The sequence below is a fragment of the Micromonospora sp. MA102 genome, from assembly GCF_025460765.1.
GTDB classification, from domain to species: domain Bacteria; phylum Actinomycetota; class Actinomycetes; order Mycobacteriales; family Micromonosporaceae; genus Micromonospora; species Micromonospora halotolerans.
Map to the genome: position 1 here is coordinate 75,051 of NZ_JAMWEG010000015.1, position 24,466 is coordinate 99,516.

Sequence of the window (24,466 nt, forward strand, 5' to 3'; positions counted from 1 at the left end):
GTACATGATGTACATGGCTAGTATTTTGCCGGCGGGTCCCCCACCTCGTCGGTGGCCTGTGCCAGGCTGTCGGCGTGGCACACCGACCCCCGATCCTGCTGATCGACTCCCCGAGCCTCTACTTCCGCGCCTACTTCGGCATCCCCGAGTCGGCGGCGAAGACGGACGACGGCCAGCCGGTCAACGCCGTCCGTGGTTTCCTCGACATGCTGGCCCAGCTCGTCCGCACCCGGCGGCCCGACCGGATGGTCTGCGCGCTCGACCACGACTGGCGCCCGGCGTGGCGGGTGGAGCTGCTGCCGTCGTACAAGGCGCACCGGGTGGCGCCCGAGGGCGGCGAGGTGGTGCCGGACACGCTCTCCCCGCAGGTGCCGATGATCCTCGAGGTCCTCGACGCGCTCGGCATCACCGCGGTCGGCGCCACCGGCTACGAGGCCGACGACGTGCTCGGCACCCTGTCGGTCACCCAGCCCGGCCCGGCCGAGGTGGTCTCCGGCGACCGTGACCTGTTCCAGCTCGTCGACGACGACCGCCCGGTGCGGCTGCTCTACGTCGGGCGCGGCGTGGCCAAGCTCGACGACTGCGACGACGCGGCGGTCCGCGCCCGCTACGGCGTCCCGGCCAACCGCTACGCCGACTTCGCGGCGCTGCGCGGGGACCCGAGCGACGGCCTGCCCGGCGTGCCCGGGGTGGGCGAGAAGACCGCGGCCCGCCTCATCGAACGCTACGACGGCCTGCCCGGCATCCTCGCCGCGCTGGACGACCCGGGCTCCGGCTTCGCCCCAGGGCTGCGCACCAAGCTCAACGCGGCCCGGGACTACCTGGCCGTCGCGCCGAAGGTGGTCCAGGTCGCCCTCGACGTACCGCTGCCGGACCTGGCCACCGCGCTGCCGACGGCGCCCGCGGACCCGGACCGGCTGCTGGAGCTGGCGCAGCGGTGGAACCTCGCCGGCTCGTGCCGGCGCCTCGTGGACGCGCTCGCCATGCCCCGCTCCTGACGGCCCGGCCGGGCCAGGTGCGGCCCGGCCCGTTCAGGCCGCCGCGTGATAGGCCAGCACGCCCCGGTTGACCGACGCGATCGCCTGCCGGGCGGTGGAGCGCAGCTCGCTGGAGGCGCCACCGGAATCGGCCAACTGGCCGAGGAGGTCGACCACCTGCCGGGCCCAGCGGACGAAGTCGCCGGCCGGCATCTCGCCGTCGATCTGGTGCCCGCTGGCGAGCACCTTGGCGAGGGCCTCGCCGCGCGCCCACCGGTAGATCGGCCAGGCGAAGCCGAGATCCGGCTCGCGGGTGACCACCAGGCCCCGGGAGGCCTCGTCCGCCTCGATATCGCCCCACAGCTTCAGCGTCTCGTCGACCGCGTCGACGACCGCGCCGCGCGGCAGCGACGCCCGCTCGTCGACGTCGCGCCGGGCCTCGAAGACCACCACCGAGACCGCGGCGGCCAGCTCGGCCGGGGAGAGCCCGTCCCACACCTTGCGGCGCAGGCACTCGGCGACCAGCAGGTCGGCCTCGGTCCAGATCCGGCCCAGCGTCCGGCCGGCGTCGGTGACCTCGCCGTCGGCGGAGAGGTAGCCACGCGCGGTCAGCAGCGCGACGATCCGGTCGAACGTGCGGGCCAGCGAACCGGTCCGCCCGGCCACCCGCTGGCGCAGCTCCTCGGTGTCGCGCTCCAGGCGGCGCCGCCGCTCGGCCCAGCGGGCGTGCTCCTCCCGGTCCGGGCAGGCGTGGCAGGGGTGCCGGCGCAGCTCGGTGCGGAGCTGGCTGAGCTGGTGGTCCTCACCGACCGCCTGCCGGGAGCGGCCGCCGCGGCGACCGCCGTGCCGGTCCAGCCCGGTGCCGCTGACCTCGGCCGCCAGGTCCCGGCGGGCCGCCGGCGAACGGTGGTTGAAGTGCTTGGGCACCCGGATCCGGGCGAGCACCTCCGCCGGGGTGCTGAAGTCGCCGGGGCTGACCCGCCCGGCCCACCGGTCCTGCGTGAGCACCAGCGGGCGCGGCTCGCCGAAGCCGCCGGTGGCCGGGTCGAGCACCACCGCCAGGCCGGCCCGCCGGCCCGAGGGCACCCGGATCACGTCGCCCACCCGCAGCCGCTCCAGCGAGGCGACGGCCGCCGCCTTGCGCTGGGTCTGGCCCTGCCGGGCCATGGCGCGCTCGCGGTCGGCGATGGCCACCCGCAGGGCGAAGTACTCGTCGAAGTCGCCCTGGTGGCAGGACGCCTCGGCGCCGTACGCCTCGATGGTCTCGGTGTTGCGCTGCACCTGCCGGGCCAGGCCGACCACCGACCGGTCGGCCTGGAACTGCGCGAAGGAGGACTCCAACAGGGCCCGGGCCGGCTCCGCGCCGACGGTGCCGACCAGGTTGACCGCCATGTTGTAGGAGGGCCGGAAGCTGGACCGCAGCGGGTAGGTGCGGGTGGAGGCGAGGCCGGCGACGTGCCGGGGGTCGGTCTCCGGCGACCAGACCACCACGGCGTGCCCCTCGACGTCGATGCCGCGCCGGCCGGCCCGCCCGGTGAGCTGCGTGTATTCGCCCGGGGTGAGGTCGACGTGCGCCTCGCCGTTGAACTTGACCAGACGCTCCAGCACCACGCAGCGGGCCGGCATGTTGATGCCCAGGGCGAGGGTCTCGGTGGCGAAGACGGCCTTGACCAGGCCGCGGACGAACAGCTCCTCGACGACCTCCTTGAACGCGGGCAGCATGCCGGCATGGTGGGCGGCGAGCCCGCGCTCCAGGCCGTCGAGCCACTCCCAGTAGCCCAGCACGGTCAGGTCCTCGCCGGGGATGGCCGTGATCCGCGATTCGACCACCTGGCGGATCTCGGTGCGTTCCTCGGGCGAGGTGAGCCGCAGCCCGGCGGCGAGGCACTGCTGGACGGCCGCCTGGCAGCCGGCCCGGCTGAAGATGAACAGGATCGCCGGGAGCAGGTTCTCCCGGTCCAGCCGCTCGACGATGTCGGGGCGCATCGGCCCGCGCCAGCGGGGCCCGCGCCGGCCCGCGCCGGGGCCGGCGCTGCGCCCCTCCCCCAGCTCCAGCCGGCGCACGGTGTCCCGGGTGTAGCGCAGCAGCTCCGGATGGACGTCGTGCTTGCGGGCCGCGTCGGCGTCGTGGAACAGGTCGAACATCCGCTTGCCGACCAGCATGTGCTGCCAGAGCGGCACCGGGCGGTGCTCGCTGACCACCACGGCGGTCTCGCCGCGCACGGTGACCAGCCAGTCGGCGAACTCCTCGGCGTTGGAGACGGTGGCGGAGAGCGAGACCAGGGTGACCGAGGCGGGCAGGTGGATGATCACCTCTTCCCAGACGCCACCGCGGAATCGGTCGGCGAGGTAGTGCACCTCGTCCATCACCACGTAGGCCAGGCCCTCCAGTGTGGCCGAGCCGGCGTAGAGCATGTTGCGCAGCACCTCGGTGGTCATCACCACCACGGGCGCGTCGCCGTTGATCGCGTTGTCGCCGGTGAGCAGGCCGACCTGCTCGGCGCCGTAGCGGTCGACCAGGTCGTGGTACTTCTGGTTGGAGAGCGCCTTGATCGGCGTGGTGTAGAAGCACTTGCGCCGGGTGGTCGGCCCACCGCCGCCGTCGGCCGCCGCCGGCTTACCGGGCGTGCCACTCAGCGCCAGGTGTACGGCGAACTCGCCCACCACGGTCTTGCCGGCGCCGGTGGGCGCGCAGACCAGCACGCCGCTTCCCCGTTCCAGGGCCTCGCACGCCTCCCGCTGGAAGTCGTCCAGGTCGAACCCCAGATCGAGCGCGAATTCGTCCAGGGCCGGAAAGGCGGAAGCCTGCGCGGCCCGGCGGCGCGCCGCGGCGTACCGCTCGGCGGGACTCGACATGTCCCCAAGATTAATCGGTACCGACGACGACCACCCCCCAAGGCCGTCCGGCAGGTGGGTCGGAGCGGGTCGGTAGGGTGCACGACGTGCCGGATCATGCCGAACCGCCCCGACTCTCGAGCGGCGCCGACGACGCCGTCCGCCCGAGCCCGTCCCGTCGCCCCGTCGAGGCGGTGCTCTTCGACTTCCACGGCACCCTCGCGCAGGTGGAGGAGCCCCGCGAGTGGGTGATCGCCGCCGCGTCGGCCTGCGGGGTCGAGCTGGACCGGGTGCGAGCCACCTCGCTGGCCGACCGGCTGCTCACCGCCGGCCGGGCGGGCGGGCCGCTGCCGGCCCGGGTGCCGCCCCGGCTGGCGGAGCTCTGGGCCGACCGCGACCTCTACCCGCACGCCCACCGGGGCGCCTACACGGGGCTGGCCGAAACGGTCGACGCCGGCATCGACGGCTTCGCCGACGCGCTCTACGGCCGGGTGCTGGTGCCCGAGGGCTGGGTGCCGTACCCGGACACCGAGCCGGTGCTGGCCACGCTCCGGGAGGCCGGCGTGAAGGTGGCGCTCGTCAGCAACGTCGGCTTCGACCTCCGGCCGCTGTTCGCCGCGTGGAAGCTGGACGGGCTGGTCGACGCCTGGGCCCTGTCGTACGAGGTGGGGCGCTGCAAGCCGGACCCGGGGATCTTCCTCCGGGCCTGCGGGATGCTCGGCGTCGACCCGGAGCGGGCGCTCATGGTGGGCGACAGCCCCGCCGACGCGGGCGCCGTGGCGGCGGGCTGCGAGGTGCTGGTGCTGCCCGGCGCCGACCCGGGCCGGCCGAACGGGCTGGGCGCCGTGCTCGACCTCGCCCTCCGGAACTGACCGCACCGCCCGGGTGCGCCGGCTGCCGGCCGGCGGCCCGGCGGCGCCGGAGCTGACCAGCGGCGCTAGCGTCACGGCATGACGCCCGACCGCTCCTTTCGTGCCCGGCTCACCGGACGGCTCTCCGGGGGCCGGCTCGGCGCCGTCGGGCTGGTGCTCGGCGGGGCGCTGTCGGTGCAGTTCGGCTCGGCCGTGGCCGCGCTGCTGTTCCCGCGTACCGGGGTGGCCGGGGCGGTCACCCTGCGGCTGACCATCGGCGCGCTGCTGAGCCTCGCCGGGTGCCGCCCGCGGCTACGCGGGCACGGCCGGGGCGGCTGGGCGGCCGTGGTCGCGTTCGGGCTGGCCCTGGCCGGCATGAACTCGATCTTCTACCAGGCCATCGAGCGGATCCCGCTGGGACCGGCGGTGACCCTGGAGGTGCTCGGCCCACTGGCGATGTCGGTGGTCACCGCCCGGCGGCTGGCCGCCTGGTGCTGGGCCGGGCTGGCCCTGGCCGGGGTGGCCCTGCTCGGTCAGGGCGGATTCGACCGGCTGGACCCGGTCGGCGCCGCGCTGGCGCTGGTCGCGGGCGCGCTGTGGGCGGCGTACATCGTCTGCTCGGCCCGGGTCGGCGGGCGGTTCCCCCGGGCCGACGGGCTGGCGCTGGCGCTCGCGGTGGCCGCGCTGATCACCCTGCCCATCGGGCTGGTGGGGTCGGGCGGCCGGCTCTGGCACCCGGCGGTGCTCGGGCTCGGCACCGGACTGGCCCTGCTCGCCTCGGTGCTGCCGTACACCCTGGAGCTGCTGGCGCTGCGGCGGCTGCCCACGGCGACGTTCGCCGTGCTGATGAGCCTCGGGCCGGCCATCGCCGCGCTGGCCGGGTGGCTGGTGCTCGACCAGGCGCTGCACCCGGTGGAGGTGCTGGCCATCGGCCTGGTGATCGCCGCGAGTATCGGCGCCGTACGCGCCGGCGCCCTGGCCGCCGCGCCGCCGCCCGCCGGGCCGGACGCCGAGAGCGGCGCGCTGGTCAGCGCAGCAGCCGCAGCGCCGCCGGCACCGCGCTGACCCGCACCGGCAGGTCGAACGCCCGCTCCCCGTCGGCGTACGTGGTGATGCCCTCGGCGTCCAGCTCGACGGTGCGGGCCCGGTAGCTGCGGACCAGCGGGTGCGTGACGTGGGTGCCCTGGTAGATCCGGGGCTTGACCCGCATGAGGGTGCGCCTGTCGAACCGGCCGCCGACCACCACGTCCAGCAGGCCGTCGTGCGGGTCGGCGTCGGGGCAGATCCGCATGCCGCCGCCGTAGCTGGCTGCGTTGCCCACCGCCACCAGCACCGCGTCCACCTCGTGTTCGGCGCCGTCGAGGCGCAGCCGGTAGCGGCGCGGCCGGAGCCGGGCCAGCTCGACCAGGATGGCCAGGTCGTAGCGGCGCGGACCGCGCGGCCAGCGCATCCGGTTGGCCCGCTCGTTGACGATCGCGTCGAAACCGGCGGCCAGTACGGCGCCGTACCAGCGCTCGCCGCCGCCCGGGGTGGTCAGCCGGGCCAGGTCGACCGGGCGGGCGCGGCCGGCGCGCAGCGCCTCGGCGATCACCTCGACGGCCGCCAGGGGGTCGGCCGGGAAGCCGGTGTCCACGGCGAAGTCGTTGCCGGTGCCGGCGGGCACCGGGCCGAACGGCACCGTCGTGCCGCCGACCGCCTGCAACGCCCGGTGCACCGTGCCGTCCCCGCCGACGGCGACCAGTGCGCCGGCGCCGTCCGCGACCGCCGCGTGGCACGCCGCCTCGGCCTCCTCGGGGGTACGCGCCCGCAGCAGCTCGACCGGCCGGCCGGCGGCGCCCAGCCGCTCCAGGAGCTGGGGCAGCAGGCCCCGGTGCCGTCCCCGGCCGGCGGTCGGGTTGGCGAGCACGGCCACCGGGCCGGGCGGGACAAGATCGTGCGCGGTCACGGCGAGCACCGTACGGCACGAGCCACGCCCCTCACCAGGGGCGACATCGTCGTTCACGACGGACGGGGCGGCGCGGCGGGCGACCGCCCGGCATACTCCCCGTGATGCGCACGCGCACCCTGCTCGCCGTCGCGGCTCCGATCGCGCTCGCCCCGCTCCTGCTGGCCGGCGGCCTCTGGTGGGCCCAGCGCCCGGTCGAGCCGGCCTGGCACGACAACGCGGTCGCCGACGCCACCGAGACGGCCGACCGGATCCAGGCGCGCTTCACACGCGATCACCTCTACAAGGCGGCGGACTACGCGCACACCGCCGGCCAGGAGCCCGCGGTGGCCGTGCTCCAGGTCCACGGCGAGACGCACTGGCAGACCGGGGTCACCCTGGTGCTCCGGATCACCGGGCACGGGCAGGGCGTCAACGGCAACGGCGCGGTCGTCCAGGGGGACGTACAGGTCTGCTTCCGGTTCCGGCTGGGCCCCGAGCGGGACGCCCGCGACGACGGCGTCGACTGCCCGTCGGGCGACCCGATCCCGATCCGCCCGGACCCCTCCCTCAGCGGCGTGGACGACCGCCTGAAGCGGACCCTCGCGGCCGCCGGCCCGGACGAGACGGCCGTCCGCGCCGCGGTCGACGGCCTCGGGCTCGACCCGGCCGTGCGGCGGGAGATCGCCGCCGCCCGCGGCACGGTCGGGGTGGCTCTGCGCGCCGCCCAGTACGACTGCCTGCTGGCCCGGGTCGGCCCGACGGGCGCCCAGACGTGGCGGCCCTCCCACACCCAGCTCGCCCCCCGGGGAGCTGCCGTGCACGGCCGGCACGGCGCTGAGCAGCCAGTTCGGCCGCTACCCGCACTGAGGGTCAGAAGGTGATGCGCACCTTCAGCGCGGTCCGCTCGTCCATCGCCCGGTAGCCGTCCGGCACCCCGTCGAGGGTCACTGAGCGGTCGAAGACCGGGGACGGGTCGATGGCGCCGTCCAGCACGTCGGCCAGCAGCTCGGGGATGTACGCGCGGGCCGGCGCGACGCCGCCGGCGACGGACACGTTGCGGTCGAACATCTGCTGGATGTCCACCCCGGCGCTGCCGCCGTGCGGCACGCCCACGTAGCCCACCGCGCCGCCGTCCCGGGCGATCGAGATCGCGGTCCGCATCGACTCCTCGGTGCCGACCGCCTCCAGCACGGCGTGCGCGCCCTGACCCCTGGTCAGCTCCCGGACCGCGGCGATCGCCGCCTCGCCTCGCTCGGCGACCACGTCGGTGGCGCCGAAGGAGCGGGCGATGTCGGTCCGCGCGGTGTGCCGGCCCAGCGCGATGATCTGCTCGGCGCCGAGCCGCTTCGCGGCGAGCACCCCGCAGAGCCCGACCGCGCCGTCACCGACCACGGCGACGGTGGCCCCGGGGCGGACCCGGGCGGCGAGCGCCGCGTGGTGCCCGGTGGCCAGCACGTCGGAGAGCGCCAGCAGCGCGGTGAGCAGCCGCGGGTCGCCGGCCGCCTCGGCGGGCAGCTTCACCAGGGTGCCGTCGGCGTACGGGACACGCACGGCCTCGCCCTGACCGCCGTCCGAGCCGACGGAACCCCAGAAGCCGCCGTGCGGGCAGGAAGTGTGCAGCCCCTCGCGGCAGAAGTCGCAGGTGCCGTCGGACCAGACGAACGGCGCCACCACCAGGTCGCCGACCCGCACCGAGCCGACCTCGGCGCCGACGGCCTCGACCACGCCGAGGAACTCGTGACCGATGCGCTGCCCCGGCTGCCGCTGGGCGACCCCCCGGTACGCCCACAGGTCACTGCCGCAGATGCAGGCCAGGACGGTGCGGACGACGGCGTCGGTGGGGGTGCGGACGGCCGCGTCCGGCACCTCCTCGACCCGGACGTCGTTCGGGCCGTGGATCACGGTGGCGCGCATGGGTGGAGGTCCTCCCGGTGAGCGGGGCGGGCGCCGGGACGGTGCGGCCGGCGGCGGGGCGGGCGGCCCCGGGCGAACACTAGACCGCCCGGGACACGCCGCGAATTCCCTTCACCGGTCGCGTGGCGGGGCTCACCACTCAGCGCACGATGAGCTGCCTGGTCACCGGGGCGGCGCCGTCGCCCTTGGCCTTCAGCGTCCAGGTGCCGGCGCTGCCGAACGTCACGACCGTGTCCGCCGTGCCGTTCGGGGGGGCCTTGACCTCGGCCGCGCGCTTGCCGTCCGGGTCGAGCACGTCCAGCGTCCGGGCCGCCGTGGTCTTGTTGGTCACCCGGAACTGGATCTTCTCGCCCGGCTCGGCGATCAGCCCCTCCGCGCCGGTGATACCGGCCGCCGTCAGCTCGACGGCGACATCCCGGTCGTACGCCGTCTCGGCCACGGCGCTGGCCACGGTGCCGTCGTCGGAGACGGTGATCCGGGTCCGCACACCGTCGCCCTGCCGGCCCGGCTTGCAGGCCATCTCGTACAGGCCGGTGGCGAGGGTGGCCAGCAGGTCCCCGGTCTTCCCGGGTGCGACGTCCGCCGCCTCGGCGACCACCTTCGTGAAGCCGGCCCCCTCACGGCCGTACAGGTAGACCCCGGTGGCCTGCTGCCCCCGGTTGGTCACCGCGAACGTGACCGCGCCCGGGTTGAAGAGGGTGGTGGCGACCTCGCAGCTGGTGTCGGTGGCGGTCACCGGGACCTGCCAACCGGCGGGGGCGGGGTCGTCGTCACCGCAGGCGGTGAGGGCGGCGGTGGCGCAGATCGCGGCCACGACGGCGGCGGTACGGCTCTTCATCGGCTCTCCGGGGCGGAGGTCAGCGGGCTGACCAGGACGGACGCCGACAACCACCCCCGGCACACCGCCCGGGGGGACCTCGGCGGAGTCAGGAGAGTCTAAGCGGGCCGGCCGCCCTGGCAAGGGGACAGGTTGGCGCGACCGTGGCCACCCGCCGAGGCTGGTCAGCGGGCGAGATGCGCCAGCCCACTGCCGATCACGTCCCGCCGCCCCCACCGGCCCGGCACGTCGAGCAGCTCCACCCGGCCGAACCGGGCCGGCACCCGCGGCGCCATCAGCAGGTGCTCACCGGCCGCCTCCAGCCCGAGCAGGGCCCGCAGCAGCAGGAACGGGGCCGCCGTCGCCATCGCCTGCGGGCTGTTCGCGGTCGGAAAGCCCACCGGATACTCCGTCAGCGCCCGGTCGTAGCCGGCGAACGCCTCGGGTAGCCGGCCGTGGAAAAAGCGGGAGACGTCCACGATGGCCTCGGCGATCCGCCCCGCCTCCTCGGCGAAGCCGTAGCGGCGCAGGCCCCAGGTGATCAGCGCGTTGTCGAACGGCCACACGGCACCGACGTGGTAGCCGAGCGGGTTGTACCGCTCCTGCCCGGCGGCCAGGCTGCGGATGCCCCAGCCGGAGAAGAGCCGGGGCCCGACCAGGTGCGCGGCGACCTCCGCGGCCCGCTCCGGCGGGACGATGCCGCTCCACAGCAGGTGGCCCATGTTGGACGCCAGCGCGTCGACCTGCCCGCCGTCACCGTCCAGGGCCAGCGCGTAGTAGCCCCCGTCGGCGATCCAGAAGTCCCGGTCGAAGCGTTCCCGCAGCGCCGCGGCCTCCCGCTCCAACCGGTCGGCGTACGCCGGGTCGCCCCAGAACTCCCGGGCCATCCGGGCGCCCCGCAGCTTCGCGTCGTACGCGTACCCCTGGAGTTCGCAGGTGGCCAGCGGCGGGCCGGGCAGCCGCCCGTCGGCGTAACAGATCGCCTCCGGCGAGTCCTTCCACCCCTGGTTGGCCACCCCCGAACGCTCGTTGCGCCACAGGTACCGGACGTAGCCGTCGCCCAGCAGGTCGCCGTACTCGTCGATCCACCGCAGGGCCGCCCGGGCCTCGTCCTCGAACTCCCGCACCAGGCCCACGTCGCCGCTCCACCGCTCGTACTCGTCGAGCAGGATCACGTAGAGCGGGGTGGCGTCGGCGGTGCCGTAGTACGGGGACTGCGGGCGCTCCTCGAACGCCACCATCTCCCCGTACCGGAACTCGCGGAGGATCTTGCCGGGTTCCTCGTCGCGGAAGTCGTCGAGCACCGAGCCCTGGTCGATGCCGAGCATCCGCACCGTCGCCGACGCCAGCTCCGGCGCCACCGGCAGCGCCATGAAGCTGGTCAGGATGCTGTCGCGGCCGGTGATGGTGGCCGCCCAGGGCAGACCGGCGGCGGGCATCACCTGGTCGGGCAGGGTCAGCGGCGAGTAGCGCAGCGCCGCCAGGTCCACGAGGCTGTGCCGGTAGGCCTCGGTCAACGCCTCCCAGTCACAGGTGAGCTGCGGCGTGCGGGACAGCCACGCGTTCAAATCGTCCTGCCGTTCCTCGGCGCTGGCCCGGGGCCGCCGCTCCAACCGGTCCCGGACGTCGATGCCGTCCGGGCGCAGCACGAACGACCGCACCCGAAGCGTCGTCGTCCAGGCCTCCTTGGGCGTCAGCCGCACCGTCCAGGTGAGACCCCGCTCGTCCACCCGCACCGGTGCGCTGCTGGTCACCACGGTCTCCCGCTGGAACCTCTCCCGCTGGTAGCCGAGGCGCAGCCCGCGCTCCTCGACCTGCCGGTAGAGCCGCCCCGGCGGCGTGCGCTCGGTGGCGACGCCCAGGATCGGCGCGAAGTCGCTGCCCACGTCCAGCCGGACGGTGAACTCCTCCGGCACGTGGTGGTGGTTGAACAGGGTCAACCGCTCCTCGAAGGCGCCGCCGGTGATCGCGCGCTCCCGGATGAGCGACGACTTGGCGTCCACGTAGTGCGTCGGGGCGCCGGGGACCAGGAAGAACCGCATCTGGAGGTGGTCCCGCTCGGCGATCGAGAGCGACGTCAGCCGCTCGCCGTTGAGCGTGAGGCGCCAGACCGACAGGAAGCGGGTGTCGAAGTCGAAGAAGCCGACCGGGTTGGCCACGGTCGCCTCGATGTCGCCGTTGTCGTCGCTGAGCACGAAGACGTTGCCGTCCAGCACGCGTACCAGGTTCTGGTTCATCCGGGCCTCTTCCCGGCGCGCTCCCGCGGGTGCCGCGCCCCGGCCGGCGCCGGGAAGAGGCGCTCCAGCAGCACCACGAACCGGAAGTGCCCGTCGGCGACGATCTCGTTGCGCAGCCAGGCGGTCAGCGGTTTCACCTCACCCCGGGCCATCCGGACGAAGACGTCCCGCCGGGTCCGGATCACCGTGTCGGCGTGCCGCGCGCGGTGGTCCACCGTGAGCCGGCCGTGGTGGATGGTGACGTGCCAGGCGTCGACCCCGTCGGACCCTTCCAGCTCGAACCGGATCGTGCCGGTGGTGCGGCGCAGCACCCGCTCGGGTGCCTGCCGGGCGAGCTGCGCGAAGAACGCCTCGATCGGATCGGACACCGCACCGCCTCCCGGGAGAGGGCCGGCGCGCCGCCGGCACCGATGCCCGGCGGGCCGCGACGACGGGCGCGTCCGCACCGCCTCGGGCGCCGCCCCAGACTATCGCCGGGCCCCGGCACGGACCCGGGGATCGGGGGAACTGCGGAGGCCGGCAGGATGGCGGGATGCGCCTGGTCTCCCTGCTCCCCTCGGCCACCGAGATCGCCTACGCCCTCGGGCTCGGCGACGACCTGGTCGGGGTCACCTTCGAGTGCGTGGTGCCACCCGCGTACCGGTCCGGCACCACGGTCGTGGTCGGCGGCCGGGACACCCGCGGCATGAGCCCCGGCGAGATCGACGCCTACGTCAAGGGCCAGCTCGCCGCCGGCGCGGACCTCTACACCCTGCACGCCGGGGCGCTGGCCGGGCTGGACCCGGACCTGATCCTCACCCAGGACCTGTGCCGGGTCTGCGCGCTGCCGTCGGGCCGGGTGGCGGACGCCGTCGAGCACCTCGGCTGCCGGGCGGAGGTGCTGTCGCTCGACCCGTACACCCTGGCGGACGTGCTGGACACGATCCTGGCCGTGGGCGCGGCGGCCCGGGTGCCGGACCGGGCGGAGGCCCTGGTGGACGCGCTGCGGGCGCGGCTCGCGGCGATCCGCGCGGCGGTGGCCGGCCGGCCCCGGCGGCGGGTCGCCGTCGTCGAGTGGGTGGACCCGCCGTTCGGCGCCGGGCACTGGATCCCCGACCTGGTCGAGGCCGCCGGCGGCGAGCCGGTGGCGACCCACCCCGGTGCCCGGTCCACGCCGACCACCTGGGCGGCGCTGCGGGCCGCCCGGCCGGAGGTGGTGCTGGTCGCGCCGTGCGGCTTCGACCTGGACGGGGCCGCCGGGCAGGCCGCCGGGGTGACCGCGCACTTCCCCGGCGCGGAGGTCTGGGCGCTGGACGCGGACGGCCTGGTGGTGCGGGCCGGCCCGCGCCTGGTCGACGGCGCCGAGGCGATCGCGGCGATCCTGCACCCGGACGCCGTCCCCGCCGCGCCGGAGGGCGCCGCCCGCCGGGTGGCCTGAGCCGGCCGGCTCCGGTCACGCCCCGCGCGGGCGGCGGCGTCCCGCCGACCCGACCACCCGTCTCACCGAGGTGACGTCGGCCCGGCCGGGGCGGCTCAGGCGGCGCGGCGGGCCGGACGGCCGTCGCGACCGAGCGGGGCGAGCCGCCGCCAGCGGGGCAGCTCGGTCACCACGGTGGCCGCCGCCAGCAGGGTCACCGCGACCGCGACCGGCCGCGGCCAGGCCGCCCAGGCCCCGAGCGCGGCGGCGACCAGTTGCAGCAGCACCAGCGCGACGGTGACCGGCCCGGACACCGGCACGATGACCTGCCGCTTGTCGCCGGGGGTGGCGAACACGGTGGGCAGGCCGATCAGCAGGACCACCGAGGCGACCGCCAGCACCACGGAGTGCCGGGCGAGAGCCCACGGGGTGGCGACCCAGGCGACCAGTTCGGTCAGGAAGCGCAGCGCGGAGGGCAGGTCGGGGCGCCCGGCCCGGTCGTTGTCGATCACGGCCGCCAGTATGCCGAGCCACCGGGGGGCCTGCCCCGCCGGCCCGCACGCCCGGCCCGCTGGACCGGCTGCTGGCCCAGCTGACCGCCGACGATGCGAGCACCGCCCCCGGGGGCGGGGACGGCGCTCGCGTCAGGTGCTCGGTGCGACCCTGCCCAGCGGCGGGACTCAACCAGGCCGGGACGCGAGCCCGAGGTCCATGATCTGCACCGTGGCCTCCAGACTGCACCGCGTCTCCTGCTGCACCGGCCGGTAGAGCGACTCGAAGCCGGGACAGCCGCGGATGCTCCGGCTCCACGTCGACAACGAGTCAGGCGGCGCATCCGGCTCCACACCGTTACCCGGCACCTGCATGGCAATCGCCACCTCCTTCACGAGCAGGCCGTCGGGCTTCCGCAACGCCGGCCCGACGAGGCTCGGCAGTGACGGGAAAGAGGCTTCCACCTCGGGACGGTTCTGCAGGAATTTCGAAATGCCGAGCATTGTCCAGGCGAGATAGCGGTCCTCTTCTCCCACCACCGGAAAAGCTGTTCCGCGGACCGGTGGCACCGTCATGCCCAACTCGTTCATCAACGAAATAACGCGGTCGCCCTGGGACACATTTTGCCGAGTCAAGCCTTTGGACAACCATGCGACGGAGGAGCTTTCCGCCTCTCGCTCCAGGTTCCTGTCGGCCCTGCCTCCATACCGAAGAATGACGGCGGCCATGAGCATGTCCGTCAGACTGTTCTTGGCCTTGATCTGCGGAATGAGAGCGCGCACGGCGTCAATGGTCGCCGTCGGCAGCATGTCGCCGACAGCACCTGCCTTTTTCGCGAGGACCGCAACATAGTAGGTGTTCTCGAGCGTCCCCAACCGGACGATGTGGTCGCGGACCAGTCCGGTCCGGTCGTCCCGCCTGTCGCTGATCCGCGCGGCAAGCGGCCGCAGGCTGTCCCGCGGAAGACCGGCAGCGAGCCAGGATCGGACGAGGTAGTAGGACTCGAGTTCGTTGCCCGCGGCCGGCATCACGAGCAGCGGCTGGAGCCAGTCGCGCACCGATCGCCTGACGTCGTCGTCCAGACTGACCTTCGCCCGTTGAGCGAGGCAGAGCGCTCCGTAGACGTCCATCAACGACTCGGCCGACCGGGTCGGCGGAAGCGCGATGCCAGCGGACCCGCCGGTCCGCCAGGGGGACGGGTCCAGTCCCAACCCGTCCGCCGCCTGAGCCGCGCGGCACCTGGAGAACGCTCCGAGGCTCTCGCCCGCCGCGCCGTGCAGCACGTCGGCCAACTGGGACCGCTTGGCCCTGTCGAGCGGGATGTCCGCTGCCGCGGCGACCTCCACCACGGCGGCCACGCCCGCAACCTGGACAGCAGCGGGACCGGTCGGTAGCGGGACGTCGGAGATTCCGGTGAAGAGGTCGCGCGACAAGGCGACCTGGCCGCTCTCCTTGATCATGGCAGCCTGCCAACGGGCCCACAGGGGATCGGTTGTCGACTGGAGCGCGACGACCGACGACAAGGCTGCGACGTCGTTCACCGCCGTGGGTTCGCCGGTGGCGGCGGCCAGCGCCGGAAGCGCGTAGCCGCTGGCCGCGAGTGACGGCTGCCCGTCGGAGCTCAGACCAGGACGAATGTAGAGGGAGTTCTCTCCGACAAGACCACGGAGGTCTCCGATGACCCCTGCGTAAGCCCCGTACCCGGTGTCGGATCTGCCGTCAGGAAGCATCACGACGGCGCCGGCGGCTCCCAGGACCAGTGCGGTTACCAGCGCGGCGGCGGCGCGCCCTCGCGGAAGGAGCCGCAGCACGCGGCTGCGGCTCCTTCCCGCCTCAGTGGCGGTGCGGGTCATGTCAGGTGCTCGCCGTGACGACCTTGGTCTGACCGTTGTAGTAGGCGGTCGCGGTCTCGTAACCGGTGACGCCCACCGTCCGCCAGTTCGTGCAGAGGCTGCCCGACATGTAGGAGCCGCGCGAGCCGTTGTTGTTGGTCCACGAGCCCTGGATCGGGTCACCGCTCTGACCGAAGGCGGTCACCGACGGCGAGACGCCCCAGGGGTCGAACTTGGTGGTGTTCTTGATCCAGTCGTGGCCGGAGACCGGGTTGCTGCCGCTCGTGATGAACGCCGACGAGGTCCAGTCGGCGCACCCGCCGCTCGCCCAGGTCTCGATCCAGATCTCGGCGTTGAGACGGGCGCCGTTGGAGAACCCGGACCAGTTCGAGCCCGAAACCTTCTCCGGCCCGCCGGCACCAGGACCTTCGACGGCGAGAGCCGGTGCGGCGGCCCCCATGGTCAGCGCGGCCACGGCCGCAGCGACGGTAGCGTACCTGCGAATGGCAGGTACAATCTTGTTGCCCTCCACAAACCCTCCTAGGGTGCGAGTTGTGGGGTGCACGTGGTTGCGGCGTTCCAGCGCCGCAACCACACCCCCGTGTGCGGATGACTCTGCCATGTTCCCGCTACCGGGCGCAAGGAGTTGACTACGACCGATTTCGATGTCGTTTTTGGACTGACTCCTTCCCCCTACGTCGCACACGCGCCTTTTCCTCGCACACATATCTGCCCGCATATCGGCAGCGCATTAAGAGAAACGACGTCGACGGAGTGGGCCGGAAAATTCCTCGGCCCCCAGCGCGTGCGAGAAATCGAGCCGCCAGTCCGCCGGCAGGAAATGCGAGCCTCGCACAATGCGACGTCGGAACGCCGATTGCATCGAGGTGTACGACGGTTCCTGAACCGCGCAGTCGGCTTGGGTCGGTCGACGCCACACTACACGTCGAGGCCCTCGCATAGGTGCCCGTCGACGGCTGGTGGCCGGCCACCCTCGTGCTCACCTGGCGCCTGTCGGATGACCGACCAGGCCCGCTGTTCCCGGACCGCCCGCTCGGCATCCGGCGGAGCGTCGGCGAGGTTGCGTGGCCACGCTCCGGACGCCGCTGGGACGGCACCAGATGGCCGCAGCGGCTTGAACGGCGGGATCTGACGGCCCATCCGGACCCCCGGCGTTGCTCGTCCGGCCGGCACCGGAGACGGCGCCGGCCGGACGAGAGACGCCGGTGAAAGGCTCGGCCCCGCCTCCCGGGTCTGTCGAGGGGCGGCGGCGACAGGCCTCAGGTCATGTCGTCGTAGCGGCGCTCGATCGGCGCCGGGGCGGCGACCGGCTCGGGCGCTCCGACCGGGGCGGTCGCCTCGACCCCACCGACGGCCCCGACCGGTTCGACGGTCAGGTCCAACGGCGAGACCTCGTCGTCGGGCACGTCGGCGTAGATCTCCCGGCCGCGCCTCCGCCGCTTGTCGTTGATGAACGCCACCGCCACCGCGCCGAAGTAGAGCGCGGAGAGGCAGAACGCCAGCGCCGTCATGCCGAACGGGTCGGGCGTCGGCGTGACCACCGCGGAGAACGCGAAGAACACGAAGATCGCCACCCGCCACCAGCCCAGCAGGCGCTTGGCGCTGGCCAGCCCGACGAAGTTGAGCATCAGCACGATGAGCGGGAACTCGAACGCCACCCCGAACAGCAGGATCAGGTTCGTGACGAAGCCGATGTAGCGGGTGATGTCCAGCGTCGTGGTGACGTCGCCGCCACCGGAGACGTTGAGCAGGAACTCCAGGCCCTTGGACGTGACGAAGAACGCCAGCACCGCGCCGGCCGCGAACAGCGGCGCGGCCAGGGCGGTAAAGAAGTAGGCGTACCGCCGCTCGTGCCGGTGCAGGCCCGGGGCGATGAACGCCCAGAGCTGGTAGAGCCAGATCGGTGCCGCGATGATCAGGCCGACCCAGAGAGCGACCTTCATCTGCAGCAGGAACAGGTCGGCCGGACCGAGCTGGACGAAGTTGCAGTCGCCGTTGGCGAGCCGCGCCTTCGGCAGGTTGCAGTAGGGCATCTGCAGCACGTGCAGGACCCGGCCGGAGAGCCAGACGCCGAACCCGAAGCCGACCACGATCGCCAGCGACGCGCGGAACAGCCGGTTACGCAGTTCCCGGAAGTGCTCGATGAGCGTCATCGAGCCGTCGGCGGCCCGCTCGAACGTGCTCGGGCCGCGCTTCTTCAACCCGAAGGCCACGGTGGTGGGGCCCTTTCGGATCAGTTCTCGCGGACGCGCTGCACCGGGTCGACCGGCGGGGTGACCGGCTGCTGCGGCTGAGCGTGCTGCTGCTGCGGCGGGAGCGGCTGGTAGCCGGCCTGCGCGTCGGCCTTCTCGGCCAGGTCACGGTCGTCGTCGTCGTGCAGGCTCTTGGTCTCGGCCTTGAGGATCCGCAGCGAGCGGCCCAGCGAGCGGGCCGTGTCGGGGAGCCGCTTCGCGCCGAAGAGCAGGATCAGCACGACCACGAGTACCGCGATGTGCCACGGCTTGAGGAAACCCATGGGAAGCTCCAGTCGCTTTGTATCGGTCACGGGTGGTCGCCGCCCATCGTACGTGCGTCGCAGCGGCTTGCCACCCCACCCGGCCTGCTGGTGCGGACCCGGCCGGTGAAGTCTCGACCAACCCGAAGTGTCCCGTCAACCACCCGCGGCCGCGCGATCGTGCGCGCACCCGTCCCGGAACGCGCAGCCGACGCGCGCCGGAGCGGTCTGCGTCGATCAGTCCCCGCGCCGGGCCTTGATCACCGTCATCCGCTCCTGCGCGACGGTTACCCGCTCCTGCAGCGACGCGGCCCGCGCCTGGAGCTCCTCGGCGGCGGAGCGCAGCGACTCCGCCTCGGCCTGGCGCCGCTGCAGGGCCGCCGCCGTGCGGCGCAGCCGGGGCAGCCGGGCCAGCACCGGCCGGACCGCCAGGGCCAGCACGACCAGCGCGAACAGCACGACCCCGAGCACGATCCACGTCACCACGGCGGTCAGCCTACTGGGTGACGCCGGCCACCGCCGGGTCGGCGCGGTCGACCGGAGTGGCGTACGCGTCGAGCGCGGCGGCCGCCTGGGCCCGCACCTGCTCGGCCAGCTCGGTCGGCGCGACCACCGTCACGTCCGGCCCGAGCCCGAGCACGAACCGGCGGGCCCAGCCCAGGTCGGTGACCCGCAGCGACACGAGCCACTGCTCGCCGTCGGCCTCGACCCGCTCGCACGGGTAGTACTCGGTGATCCACCGCTCGCCCCGGCCGATCCGCAGGGTGATCAGCGGCAGGTCCGGCGAGGGCCGGAACACCCCGTCGCTGAGGTCGTGCGGGCGGGCCTGTGGCGGGACCACCGCCTGCTCGGCCAGCTCGGTGACCGCGTCGATCCGGTCGGCCCGGAACAGCCGGACCGCCTCGGCCCGGCGGCACCACGCCTCCACGTACGCCCGGCCGCCGACCATCAGCATCCGCAGCGGGTCGATGGTGCGCTCGGTGGTCTCGTCCCGGGCGGCCGTGTAGTAGGTGATCCGCAGCGCGCGGCCGCGCTCCACGGCGGCGCGCAGCTCGCGGACCCGGGCCGTGTCGCCGGGCAGCCGCACCTCGACCGGGGCGCCGGCCAGGTCACCGGCCGCGCTCTCGATCTTGGCGAGGGCGCGCTCGACCGCCTCGCGGTTGGCCACCCCGGGCGTCTCGGCCAGCATCCGCAGCGCCACCACGAGGGCCAGGGCCTCGTCGGGGGTGAGCCGCAGCGGGCGGTCGATGCCGGCGTCGTAGGTGATGGTCACCCGGTCGCCGTCGAACGCCATGTCGATCAGGTCACCGGGGCCGTAACCGGGCAGCCCGCACACCCAGAGCAGCTCCAGGTCCTCGCGGAGCTGCTTCTCGGTCACTCCGAGGTCGTGCGCCGCCTCGGCGATCTCGATGCCGGGGCGGGCCAGCAGGTAGGGCACCAGGTTGAGCAGCCGGGCCAGCCGGTCCGCCGACGCGCGGCCGCCCCGGGCCGCCGGGCGGGTCACCGGGCACCCCCCGCCACGGCCAGGTCGTCGTGCCGGGTCGCGATCTCCTTCAGCCGCTGGATGACCGCCTCACGGACCTCCGGCGGCTCCAGCACCCGCACGTCCGGGCCGTAGCCGACGATGTGGCCGGCCAGGTAGTCGGCGTCGGCGTAGGGCAGGACGAGACGGTCGCCGTCCGGCCCGGCGTGGGTCTCCACCGCCCAGCGGCGCAGCCCCGCCGCGCGGCCGGCGGCGACCAGCACGGTGGCCCGGCCGGTGCGCTCCACCGGCCCGGACCAGCGGGCCACGTGGCTGATCAGGTCCACGCCGGCGGGCGGCTCGTACGCCCCGGGCTCGCCGGTCACCCGGACCGCGCCCACCACCCGGGAGAGCCGGAAGCAGCGGGTCGCCGCCCGGTCCAGGTCGTGGCCGACCACGTACCAGCGGCCGCGCCAGCACACCACGCCCCACGGCTGCACGCGGCGGCGGGTCGGCGCGTCCCGGTCGGGCACCCGGTAGTCGAAGTTGACCTCGCGCCGGTCGCGCGCGGCGGCGGTCAGCGGCGCGAACGCCGGGTCGACCGTGACCATCGGCTCCAGGCCCAGCGTGGCCTGCGGGTCCACGTCGATGCCGGCGGCGCGCAGCTTCGCCAGCCCCGAGGAGGCGGCGGCGGCCAGGCCGGCGTGCTGCCACAGCCGGGCCGCGATGCCCACGGCGGCGGCCTCGTCCGGTTCGAGGGGGATGTCGGGCAGGGCGTACTCGCGGGGCGCGATCCGGTAGCCCGGCTCGGCGTCGAACACGCTGGCCGTGCCGGTCTCCAGCGGCACCCCGAGCTCCCGCAGCTCGGCCTTGTCCCGCTCGAACTTGCGCTGGAACGCCTCGTGGTCCTTGGCGTCGTCCGGATCGTGCTCGTAGCCGGGCACGGTCGCGGCGATCTGCGCGGCGGTCAGGAACCGTCGCGTGGACAGCAGGCAGATCACCAGGTTGACCAGGCGTTCGGTACGGGTCCGCGACACGTGGGAAACGCTAGCAGCCCGCACGTCCGCAGCGCGCACCCGCGCGGGCGCGGCGCGCGGGAGTCCCGCCGCGGAGGCGATGCGCGCCACACCGCCCCGGGCCCGCCCCGGTCGCCGCGCGGAGGGCCGATGACGGCCATATGGTGGGTCGCATGGCGGAGCCGGAGGTCAAGAGCGAGAGCGTCGGCACGGTCGTGGTGGCCGGCGCGGCGAACCTCGCCATCGCGATCGCCAAGCTGATCGCGGGCCTGCTCTCCGGCTCCGCGGCGATGCTCTCCGAGGCCGCCCACTCGGTCGCCGACACCACCACCGAGGCCCTGCTCTACATGGCGCTGCGCCGCGGGGCGCGGCCCGCCGACACCCGGCACCCCTTCGGGTACGGCAAGGAGAGCTACGTCTGGGCCTTCCTCGCCGCGCTCTTCACGTTCGTGGTCGGCGCCGGCTTCGCCATCACCCACGGCGTCACCACGATCCTCGTGCACGAGCACACCGGCGACTACCTGGCCTCGTACGTCGTGCTGGCGGTCTCCTTCGCCATCGAGTCGGTCTCGCTGGCCCGGGCGGTCCGGCAGGTCCGCAACGAGTCCCGCCGCTGGCGGGCCACCCCGCGCCGCTACCTGCGGCTGACCGCCGACACCACGGTCAAGGCGGTCTTCCTGGAGGACAGCGCCGCCCTGATCGGCCTGCTGCTCGCCGCCGCCGGGCTCACGCTGTCACACCTCACCGGCGACGAGGTCTACGACGGCGGCGCCTCGATCCTCATCGGCGTGCTGCTGCTGGTGGTCGCCGGCATCCTGGCCCGCAGCAACATCTCGCTGCTGGTCGGCCGGGCGGTGTCCGACCGGGTGCACCGGCAGATCGAGCACGAGCTGGCCGGGCTGCCCGCGGTGGAGCGGATCGACACCCTGATGACCATGTTCCTCGGCCCCGAGGACATCCTGGTCGCCGCCAAGGTCGACTTCCACGACGCTGCCACCGGCGCGGACATCGAGGCCGCCGCCGACGAGGCCGAGCGGCGGCTCACCGACAGGTTCCCGGAGATCGGGTACGTCTTCCTCGACCCGACCCGGTCGAGGCGCGGCAGCGACGGGCACCGGGCCCGGACCACCCAGGACGAGGACGAGCGGGCCGTGGACCAGGAGCCGGGCGGGGTGCCCTGACCGGCGGGCCGGCGACCCGGCCGCAGGCCGGCCCGGCGCCGGCCGATACCGTGCCCGGCATGGTGCGATGGCGGTCCGGCACGGTGGCGGCGGTACGGCGGCGGTGGGCCGGCGCCGCCGAACTCGACGTCGACCTGCCCGACGGCGCCCGGATGCGCGCCCTGGCCTACCCGGCTCTGGTCGGCGACCCGGAGCCCGGCGACCGGGTGCTGCTCAACGCCGGCGCCCTGCTGATGGGCCTCGGCACCGGCGGGTACGCCCTCGTCGTGGCCCTGCCCGACCGGCTCCCCGCCGACCCGCCGCAGGCCGCCGACACCCGCGACGCCGGGCACCTGGTCAAGGCCCGCTACACCCCGCTGCAGCCGATCCTGCTGGGCGTCGACGAGGAAGCCTCACCGCACCACGCGTGCCTGGCCGCCGCCGAGTCCGTCGACGGGATGCCGGTGGTGACCGCCGACCTGCACTCCGCCCTGCCGGCGATCCTGGCCGGTGTCCACGCCGACGCCCCGGACGCCCGGGTGGCCTACCTGCTCACCGACGGCGGGGCGCTGCCGGCCTGGTTCTCCCGCACCCTCGCCGGGCTCGCCGGCCACCTCGCGGGCACGGTCAGCGTGGGCCAGGCGTTCGGCGGCGACCTGGAGGCGAGCACCCTGCACAGCGGCCTGCTCGCCGCCCGGCACGTGCTCGGCGCCGACGTCGCGATCGTCGCCCAGGGCCCCGGCAACCTGGGCACCGGCACCCGCTGGGGCTTCTCCGGGGTGGCCGTCGGCGAGGCGGTCAACGCGGTCGCCACGCTCGGCGGGCGGCCGGTCGGCTCGCTGCGGATCTCCGCGGCCGACCCCCGCCCCCGGCACCGCGGCGTCTCCCACCACAGCCTCACCGCGTACGGACGGGTCGCCCTGGCCCCCGCGGAGCTGGTCGTGCCGGACGGCCTGGATCCCGCTCTCGCGGCCGAGGTGGGTGCGGCGCTGGCCCCGCTCGCGGCGCGGCACCGGATCGTCACCGTGCCCGGCGACGGCCTGGACGCGGCGCTGCGGGCCAGCCCGGTCGGCCTGTCGACGATGGGGCGCGGGCTCGACGGCGACCACGCCTACTTCCTGACCGCGGCCGCCGCCGGCCGGCACGCGGCCCGCCTGCTCGGCTGACCCTCAGCGCGCCCCGTAGCCGTGGGCGACGATGTGCTCCGCGGCCCGCGTGTAGCCCGCCGGGTCGGCCGGCGCCAGCGTGCCCAGGCCGTCGACGTAGCGGTTGTACATGCAGAACGCGGCGGCGATCAGCACCGTGTCGTGGATCTCGAGGTCGGTGGCGCCCTCGGCGCGGGCCGCCTCGACCAGTTCGGTGGTGACCTCCCGGCCGCTGCGCTGCACCGCCCCGGCGATCCGCAGCAGCGCCCGTAGCTTCCCCTCGACCGGCGCGCCGTCCAGGTCCCGGCGGACCTGCTGCACCAGCGGCATCCCCGCGGGCAACTGGGCGGCGGCGAACGCCGAGTGCGACGCGCAGCAGAACGTGCAGGCGTTCAGATCCGACACGTACGCGGCGATGAGTTCCCGCTCCCCCGCGGTCAGCGTGGGATGCGGGGCGTGCAGCAGCGCGTCGGCGAGGTCGAACAGCGGCTTGGCCGTCTCCGGGCGGTAGCGGGCCAGCCCGTTGATGCCGGGGTGGGCCTGCTCGTCCAGGCCGAGGTCGATGTGTGCGATGACGTCACGCTCCCTCGTCGTCGGCTGGGGGGCGCCCGAGCGCAGGTCTCGGCGTCCCCCGTGAGCCATAGACGATCATGCGGTCGGTGACGCGGTCAAGGCCCGGGCCCGGCGACCCGGACCGCCCGCTCCGGCAGCTCCGGAGCGGCGAAGGCGAGCAGCTTTTCCGCCTGGTCGGCCAGCGCGTCCCGGACCGCTCCGGTGAGCGGGCGGAACGGCCGCAGCTCCAGCGTCGCCGCGCCGTCGTGCCGTGCGAGCGTCCACGTGCCGGCCACGAACCCGTCGACCACCACAGTGGCAGCCACCGCCGGGGTGATCACCCGCCGGTGCTCCACGTCACCGAGCACCCGGGTCCGGTCGGCGTAGGACAGCAGGAGGTTGTCGTACTCCGGCAGCAGCCGCGGCGGGGCCGGCGTGTCCGGGTCGGGTCGCTCCGCGTCCGGCAGGTCGAACAGTTCCCGCCCCTGCTCGTCGCGGAACACCCGCAGCTCGCCCCGGAGCGGCTCCACGACCTCGGCCAGTCGGGTCATCCCGGACCAGGCCTGCACGTCCGCCACGCTCGCCGGCCCGAAAGCGGCCAGGTAGCGGCGGACCAGGACGGCCGGATCCGCCGCGTCCAGCGGCGCGCCGAGCCAGCCCTCGGCCAGACCGCACGGGCCGTCCACGCGACCGCCCCACGTGCCGGCCGGCGGCAGGTGCACCAGCGGCAGCAGGTACTGCACCGAGTGCAGCAGGGCCGAGCGGTCCCGATCCGGCCAGCGCCGCGCCAGAAGCTCCCGAAGTCGGGTGCGGCTCAGCGGCTCCCCCGCCAGCAGTTCCGCGGCATACGCCACCAGCTCGACGGGATCGACGCCCGCCGTTGCCCGGCCCATGAACTGCCGTTGCAGGCCCGCCATCAGCGGTTGCAGCAGCGGACGCAGCCACCGGTAGTCGTCGGACGCGAGCACGTGCAACGTCCCGCGCACGGTGGTCGCCCGGACCACCTCGCGTCGCGACAGCAACTCGGTCAGGTCGTCGCGGCGAAACCCGGCGACCCGGGACCACAACCCCACGTAGGGCGCGGTCGGCACCTGACCCTGCAACCCCACCAGCCGGCGCACCGCGTCGAGCGCCGGCACGCGGGCCCGGTCCAACAGAAGCTGCCGGGCAAGGGTGGCCCGGTTCAGCGCCCGGCGGGACAGCAGCGGCACTCCGGCCGGCATGCTGCGCCTCGGCACCCACGACTCCTCCCGTCGGCGGACGAAAGGGCGGGGATTCGGCTCCCGTCGGTCAGGAGGCTAGCGCCCACCCCCGACACGATCGCCGACCGCGCGCCCT

General features: G+C 74.6%; 23 protein-coding genes. 7 read left to right on the forward strand and 16 right to left on the reverse strand.

Annotated elements, in window-relative coordinates; genetic code table 11:
- Positions 1–74 precede the first annotated feature (74 nt).
- The gene (locus NFX44_RS25270) at positions 75–998 is read left to right on the forward strand and encodes a 5'-3' exonuclease (RefSeq protein WP_262286092.1); all 924 of its coding nucleotides are present in this window, start codon (positions 75–77) and stop codon (positions 996–998) included.
- 33 nt (positions 999–1,031) lie between these two features.
- Here NFX44_RS25270 and NFX44_RS25275 read toward each other — a convergent pair whose 3' ends face one another.
- Positions 1,032–3,833, reverse strand: coding sequence for an RNA helicase (locus NFX44_RS25275; protein WP_262286093.1), 2,802 nt, complete (start codon positions 3,831–3,833; stop codon positions 1,032–1,034).
- Positions 3,834–3,910: 77 nt separating this feature from the next.
- Here NFX44_RS25275 and NFX44_RS25280 point away from each other — a divergent pair, with 77 nt between their 5' ends.
- Entirely contained in the window at positions 3,911–4,684 is a 774-nt protein-coding gene (locus NFX44_RS25280; protein ID WP_262286094.1) for an HAD family hydrolase, read from the forward strand.
- Between the two features lie 78 nt (positions 4,685–4,762).
- Positions 4,763–5,728: a DMT family transporter gene (locus tag NFX44_RS25285; protein WP_262286095.1), complete on the forward strand. Its 966-nt coding sequence runs from the start codon at positions 4,763–4,765 to the stop codon at positions 5,726–5,728.
- On the opposite strand, the gene NFX44_RS25290 is transcribed toward NFX44_RS25285, so the two are convergent.
- Positions 5,691–6,617, reverse strand: coding sequence for a diacylglycerol kinase (locus NFX44_RS25290; protein ID WP_262286096.1), 927 nt, complete (start codon positions 6,615–6,617; stop codon positions 5,691–5,693). The genes NFX44_RS25285 and NFX44_RS25290 overlap by 38 nt on opposite strands.
- Positions 6,618–6,712: 95 nt before the next feature.
- Here NFX44_RS25290 and NFX44_RS25295 point away from each other — a divergent pair, with 95 nt between their 5' ends.
- Positions 6,713–7,471: a hypothetical protein gene (locus NFX44_RS25295; protein ID WP_262286097.1), complete on the forward strand. Its 759-nt coding sequence runs from the start codon at positions 6,713–6,715 to the stop codon at positions 7,469–7,471.
- On the opposite strand, the gene NFX44_RS25300 is transcribed toward NFX44_RS25295, so the two are convergent.
- The 4 genes from NFX44_RS25300 to NFX44_RS25315 form a co-directional block, all read right to left on the reverse strand.
- The gene (locus NFX44_RS25300) at positions 7,461–8,504 is read right to left on the reverse strand and encodes a zinc-dependent alcohol dehydrogenase family protein (protein WP_262286098.1); all 1,044 of its coding nucleotides are present in this window, start codon (positions 8,502–8,504) and stop codon (positions 7,461–7,463) included. The two genes, NFX44_RS25295 and NFX44_RS25300, sit on opposite strands and share 11 nt — an antisense overlap.
- 139 nt (positions 8,505–8,643) lie before the next feature.
- Positions 8,644–9,342: a hypothetical protein gene (locus tag NFX44_RS25305; RefSeq protein WP_262286099.1), complete on the reverse strand. Its 699-nt coding sequence runs from the start codon at positions 9,340–9,342 to the stop codon at positions 8,644–8,646.
- A 164-nt stretch (positions 9,343–9,506) separates the two neighbouring features.
- Positions 9,507–11,558 carry a glycogen debranching N-terminal domain-containing protein gene (locus tag NFX44_RS25310; RefSeq protein ID WP_262286100.1) on the reverse strand — a complete coding sequence of 684 codons (2,052 nt, stop codon included), beginning with the start codon at positions 11,556–11,558 and terminating at the stop codon, positions 9,507–9,509.
- Positions 11,555–11,926 carry an SCP2 sterol-binding domain-containing protein gene (locus tag NFX44_RS25315; protein WP_262286101.1) on the reverse strand — a complete coding sequence of 124 codons (372 nt, stop codon included), beginning with the start codon at positions 11,924–11,926 and terminating at the stop codon, positions 11,555–11,557. Before NFX44_RS25315 ends, NFX44_RS25310 begins: the two co-directional genes overlap by 4 nt.
- Positions 11,927–12,090: 164 nt before the next feature.
- On the opposite strand from NFX44_RS25315, the gene NFX44_RS25320 reads away from it, so the two are divergent.
- The gene (locus NFX44_RS25320) at positions 12,091–12,975 is read left to right on the forward strand and encodes an ABC transporter substrate-binding protein (protein ID WP_262286102.1); all 885 of its coding nucleotides are present in this window, start codon (positions 12,091–12,093) and stop codon (positions 12,973–12,975) included.
- 95 nt (positions 12,976–13,070) lie between these two features.
- Here the strand turns inward: NFX44_RS25320 and NFX44_RS25325 are convergent, their stop codons facing one another.
- From NFX44_RS25325 to NFX44_RS25360, 8 genes are all read right to left on the reverse strand, one after another.
- Entirely contained in the window at positions 13,071–13,466 is a 396-nt protein-coding gene (locus tag NFX44_RS25325) for a hypothetical protein (protein WP_262286103.1), read from the reverse strand.
- Between the two features lie 168 nt (positions 13,467–13,634).
- A complete protein-coding gene (locus tag NFX44_RS25330) occupies positions 13,635–15,299 on the reverse strand; it encodes a hypothetical protein (RefSeq protein ID WP_262286104.1) in 1,665 nt (554 codons plus the stop codon).
- A gap of 1 nt (position 15,300) precedes the next feature.
- Positions 15,301–15,810: a hypothetical protein gene (locus NFX44_RS25335; RefSeq protein WP_262286105.1), complete on the reverse strand. Its 510-nt coding sequence runs from the start codon at positions 15,808–15,810 to the stop codon at positions 15,301–15,303.
- 748 nt (positions 15,811–16,558) lie between these two features.
- Entirely contained in the window at positions 16,559–17,512 is a 954-nt protein-coding gene (gene tatC / locus NFX44_RS25340; RefSeq protein ID WP_262286106.1) for a twin-arginine translocase subunit TatC, read from the reverse strand.
- Positions 17,513–17,532: 20 nt separating this feature from the next.
- Positions 17,533–17,814, reverse strand: coding sequence for a Sec-independent protein translocase subunit TatA (gene tatA / locus NFX44_RS25345; RefSeq protein ID WP_262286107.1), 282 nt, complete (start codon positions 17,812–17,814; stop codon positions 17,533–17,535).
- A 216-nt stretch (positions 17,815–18,030) separates the two neighbouring features.
- Positions 18,031–18,279, reverse strand: coding sequence for a hypothetical protein (locus tag NFX44_RS25350; RefSeq protein ID WP_262286108.1), 249 nt, complete (start codon positions 18,277–18,279; stop codon positions 18,031–18,033).
- A gap of 10 nt (positions 18,280–18,289) precedes the next feature.
- On the reverse strand, positions 18,290–19,297 hold the full coding sequence (locus tag NFX44_RS25355; protein ID WP_262286109.1) for a YafY family protein: 1,008 nt from the start codon (positions 19,295–19,297) through the stop codon (positions 18,290–18,292).
- Positions 19,294–20,292: a YafY family protein gene (locus tag NFX44_RS25360; RefSeq protein WP_262286110.1), complete on the reverse strand. Its 999-nt coding sequence runs from the start codon at positions 20,290–20,292 to the stop codon at positions 19,294–19,296. The genes NFX44_RS25355 and NFX44_RS25360 overlap by 4 nt, the downstream gene beginning before the upstream one ends.
- A gap of 152 nt (positions 20,293–20,444) precedes the next feature.
- Between NFX44_RS25360 and NFX44_RS25365 the strand changes: the two genes are divergently transcribed.
- Entirely contained in the window at positions 20,445–21,452 is a 1,008-nt protein-coding gene (locus NFX44_RS25365) for a cation diffusion facilitator family transporter (protein WP_262286111.1), read from the forward strand.
- A 59-nt stretch (positions 21,453–21,511) separates the two neighbouring features.
- The gene (locus NFX44_RS25370; protein ID WP_262286112.1) at positions 21,512–22,597 is read left to right on the forward strand and encodes a DUF3866 family protein; all 1,086 of its coding nucleotides are present in this window, start codon (positions 21,512–21,514) and stop codon (positions 22,595–22,597) included.
- 3 nt (positions 22,598–22,600) lie between these two features.
- Here the strand turns inward: NFX44_RS25370 and NFX44_RS25375 are convergent, their stop codons facing one another.
- Together NFX44_RS25375 and NFX44_RS25380 are read right to left on the reverse strand one after the other, a co-directional pair.
- Complete coding sequence (locus NFX44_RS25375) at positions 22,601–23,149, reverse strand: carboxymuconolactone decarboxylase family protein (protein WP_262286159.1); 549 nt, start codon at positions 23,147–23,149, stop codon at positions 22,601–22,603.
- Positions 23,150–23,244: 95 nt separating this feature from the next.
- Positions 23,245–24,366, reverse strand: a complete 1,122-nt coding sequence (locus NFX44_RS25380) for a winged helix DNA-binding domain-containing protein (RefSeq protein WP_262286113.1) — start codon at positions 24,364–24,366, stop codon at positions 23,245–23,247.
- Positions 24,367–24,466: the final 100 nt, after the last annotated feature.

Excerpts from the sequence above, each read along its gene's own strand:
- tatA (WP_262286107.1), bottom strand. The coding sequence starts at position 17,814 with ATGGGTTTCCTCAAGCCGTGGCACATCGCGGTACTCGTGGTCGTGCTG.
- NFX44_RS25370 (WP_262286112.1), top strand. The coding sequence starts at position 21,512 with ATGGTGCGATGGCGGTCCGGCACGGTGGCGGCGGTACGGCGGCGGTGG.
- NFX44_RS25300 (WP_262286098.1), bottom strand. The coding sequence starts at position 8,504 with ATGCGCGCCACCGTGATCCACGGCCCGAACGACGTCCGGGTCGAGGAG.
- NFX44_RS25285 (WP_262286095.1), top strand. The coding sequence starts at position 4,763 with ATGACGCCCGACCGCTCCTTTCGTGCCCGGCTCACCGGACGGCTCTCC.
- NFX44_RS25275 (WP_262286093.1), bottom strand. The coding sequence starts at position 3,833 with ATGTCGAGTCCCGCCGAGCGGTACGCCGCGGCGCGCCGCCGGGCCGCG.
- NFX44_RS25310 (WP_262286100.1), bottom strand. The coding sequence starts at position 11,558 with ATGAACCAGAACCTGGTACGCGTGCTGGACGGCAACGTCTTCGTGCTC.
- NFX44_RS25295 (WP_262286097.1), top strand. The coding sequence starts at position 6,713 with ATGCGCACGCGCACCCTGCTCGCCGTCGCGGCTCCGATCGCGCTCGCC.
- NFX44_RS25365 (WP_262286111.1), top strand. The coding sequence starts at position 20,445 with ATGGCGGAGCCGGAGGTCAAGAGCGAGAGCGTCGGCACGGTCGTGGTG.
- NFX44_RS25320 (WP_262286102.1), top strand. The coding sequence starts at position 12,091 with ATGCGCCTGGTCTCCCTGCTCCCCTCGGCCACCGAGATCGCCTACGCC.
- NFX44_RS25330 (WP_262286104.1), bottom strand. The coding sequence starts at position 15,299 with ATGACCCGCACCGCCACTGAGGCGGGAAGGAGCCGCAGCCGCGTGCTG.
- NFX44_RS25305 (WP_262286099.1), bottom strand. The coding sequence starts at position 9,342 with ATGAAGAGCCGTACCGCCGCCGTCGTGGCCGCGATCTGCGCCACCGCC.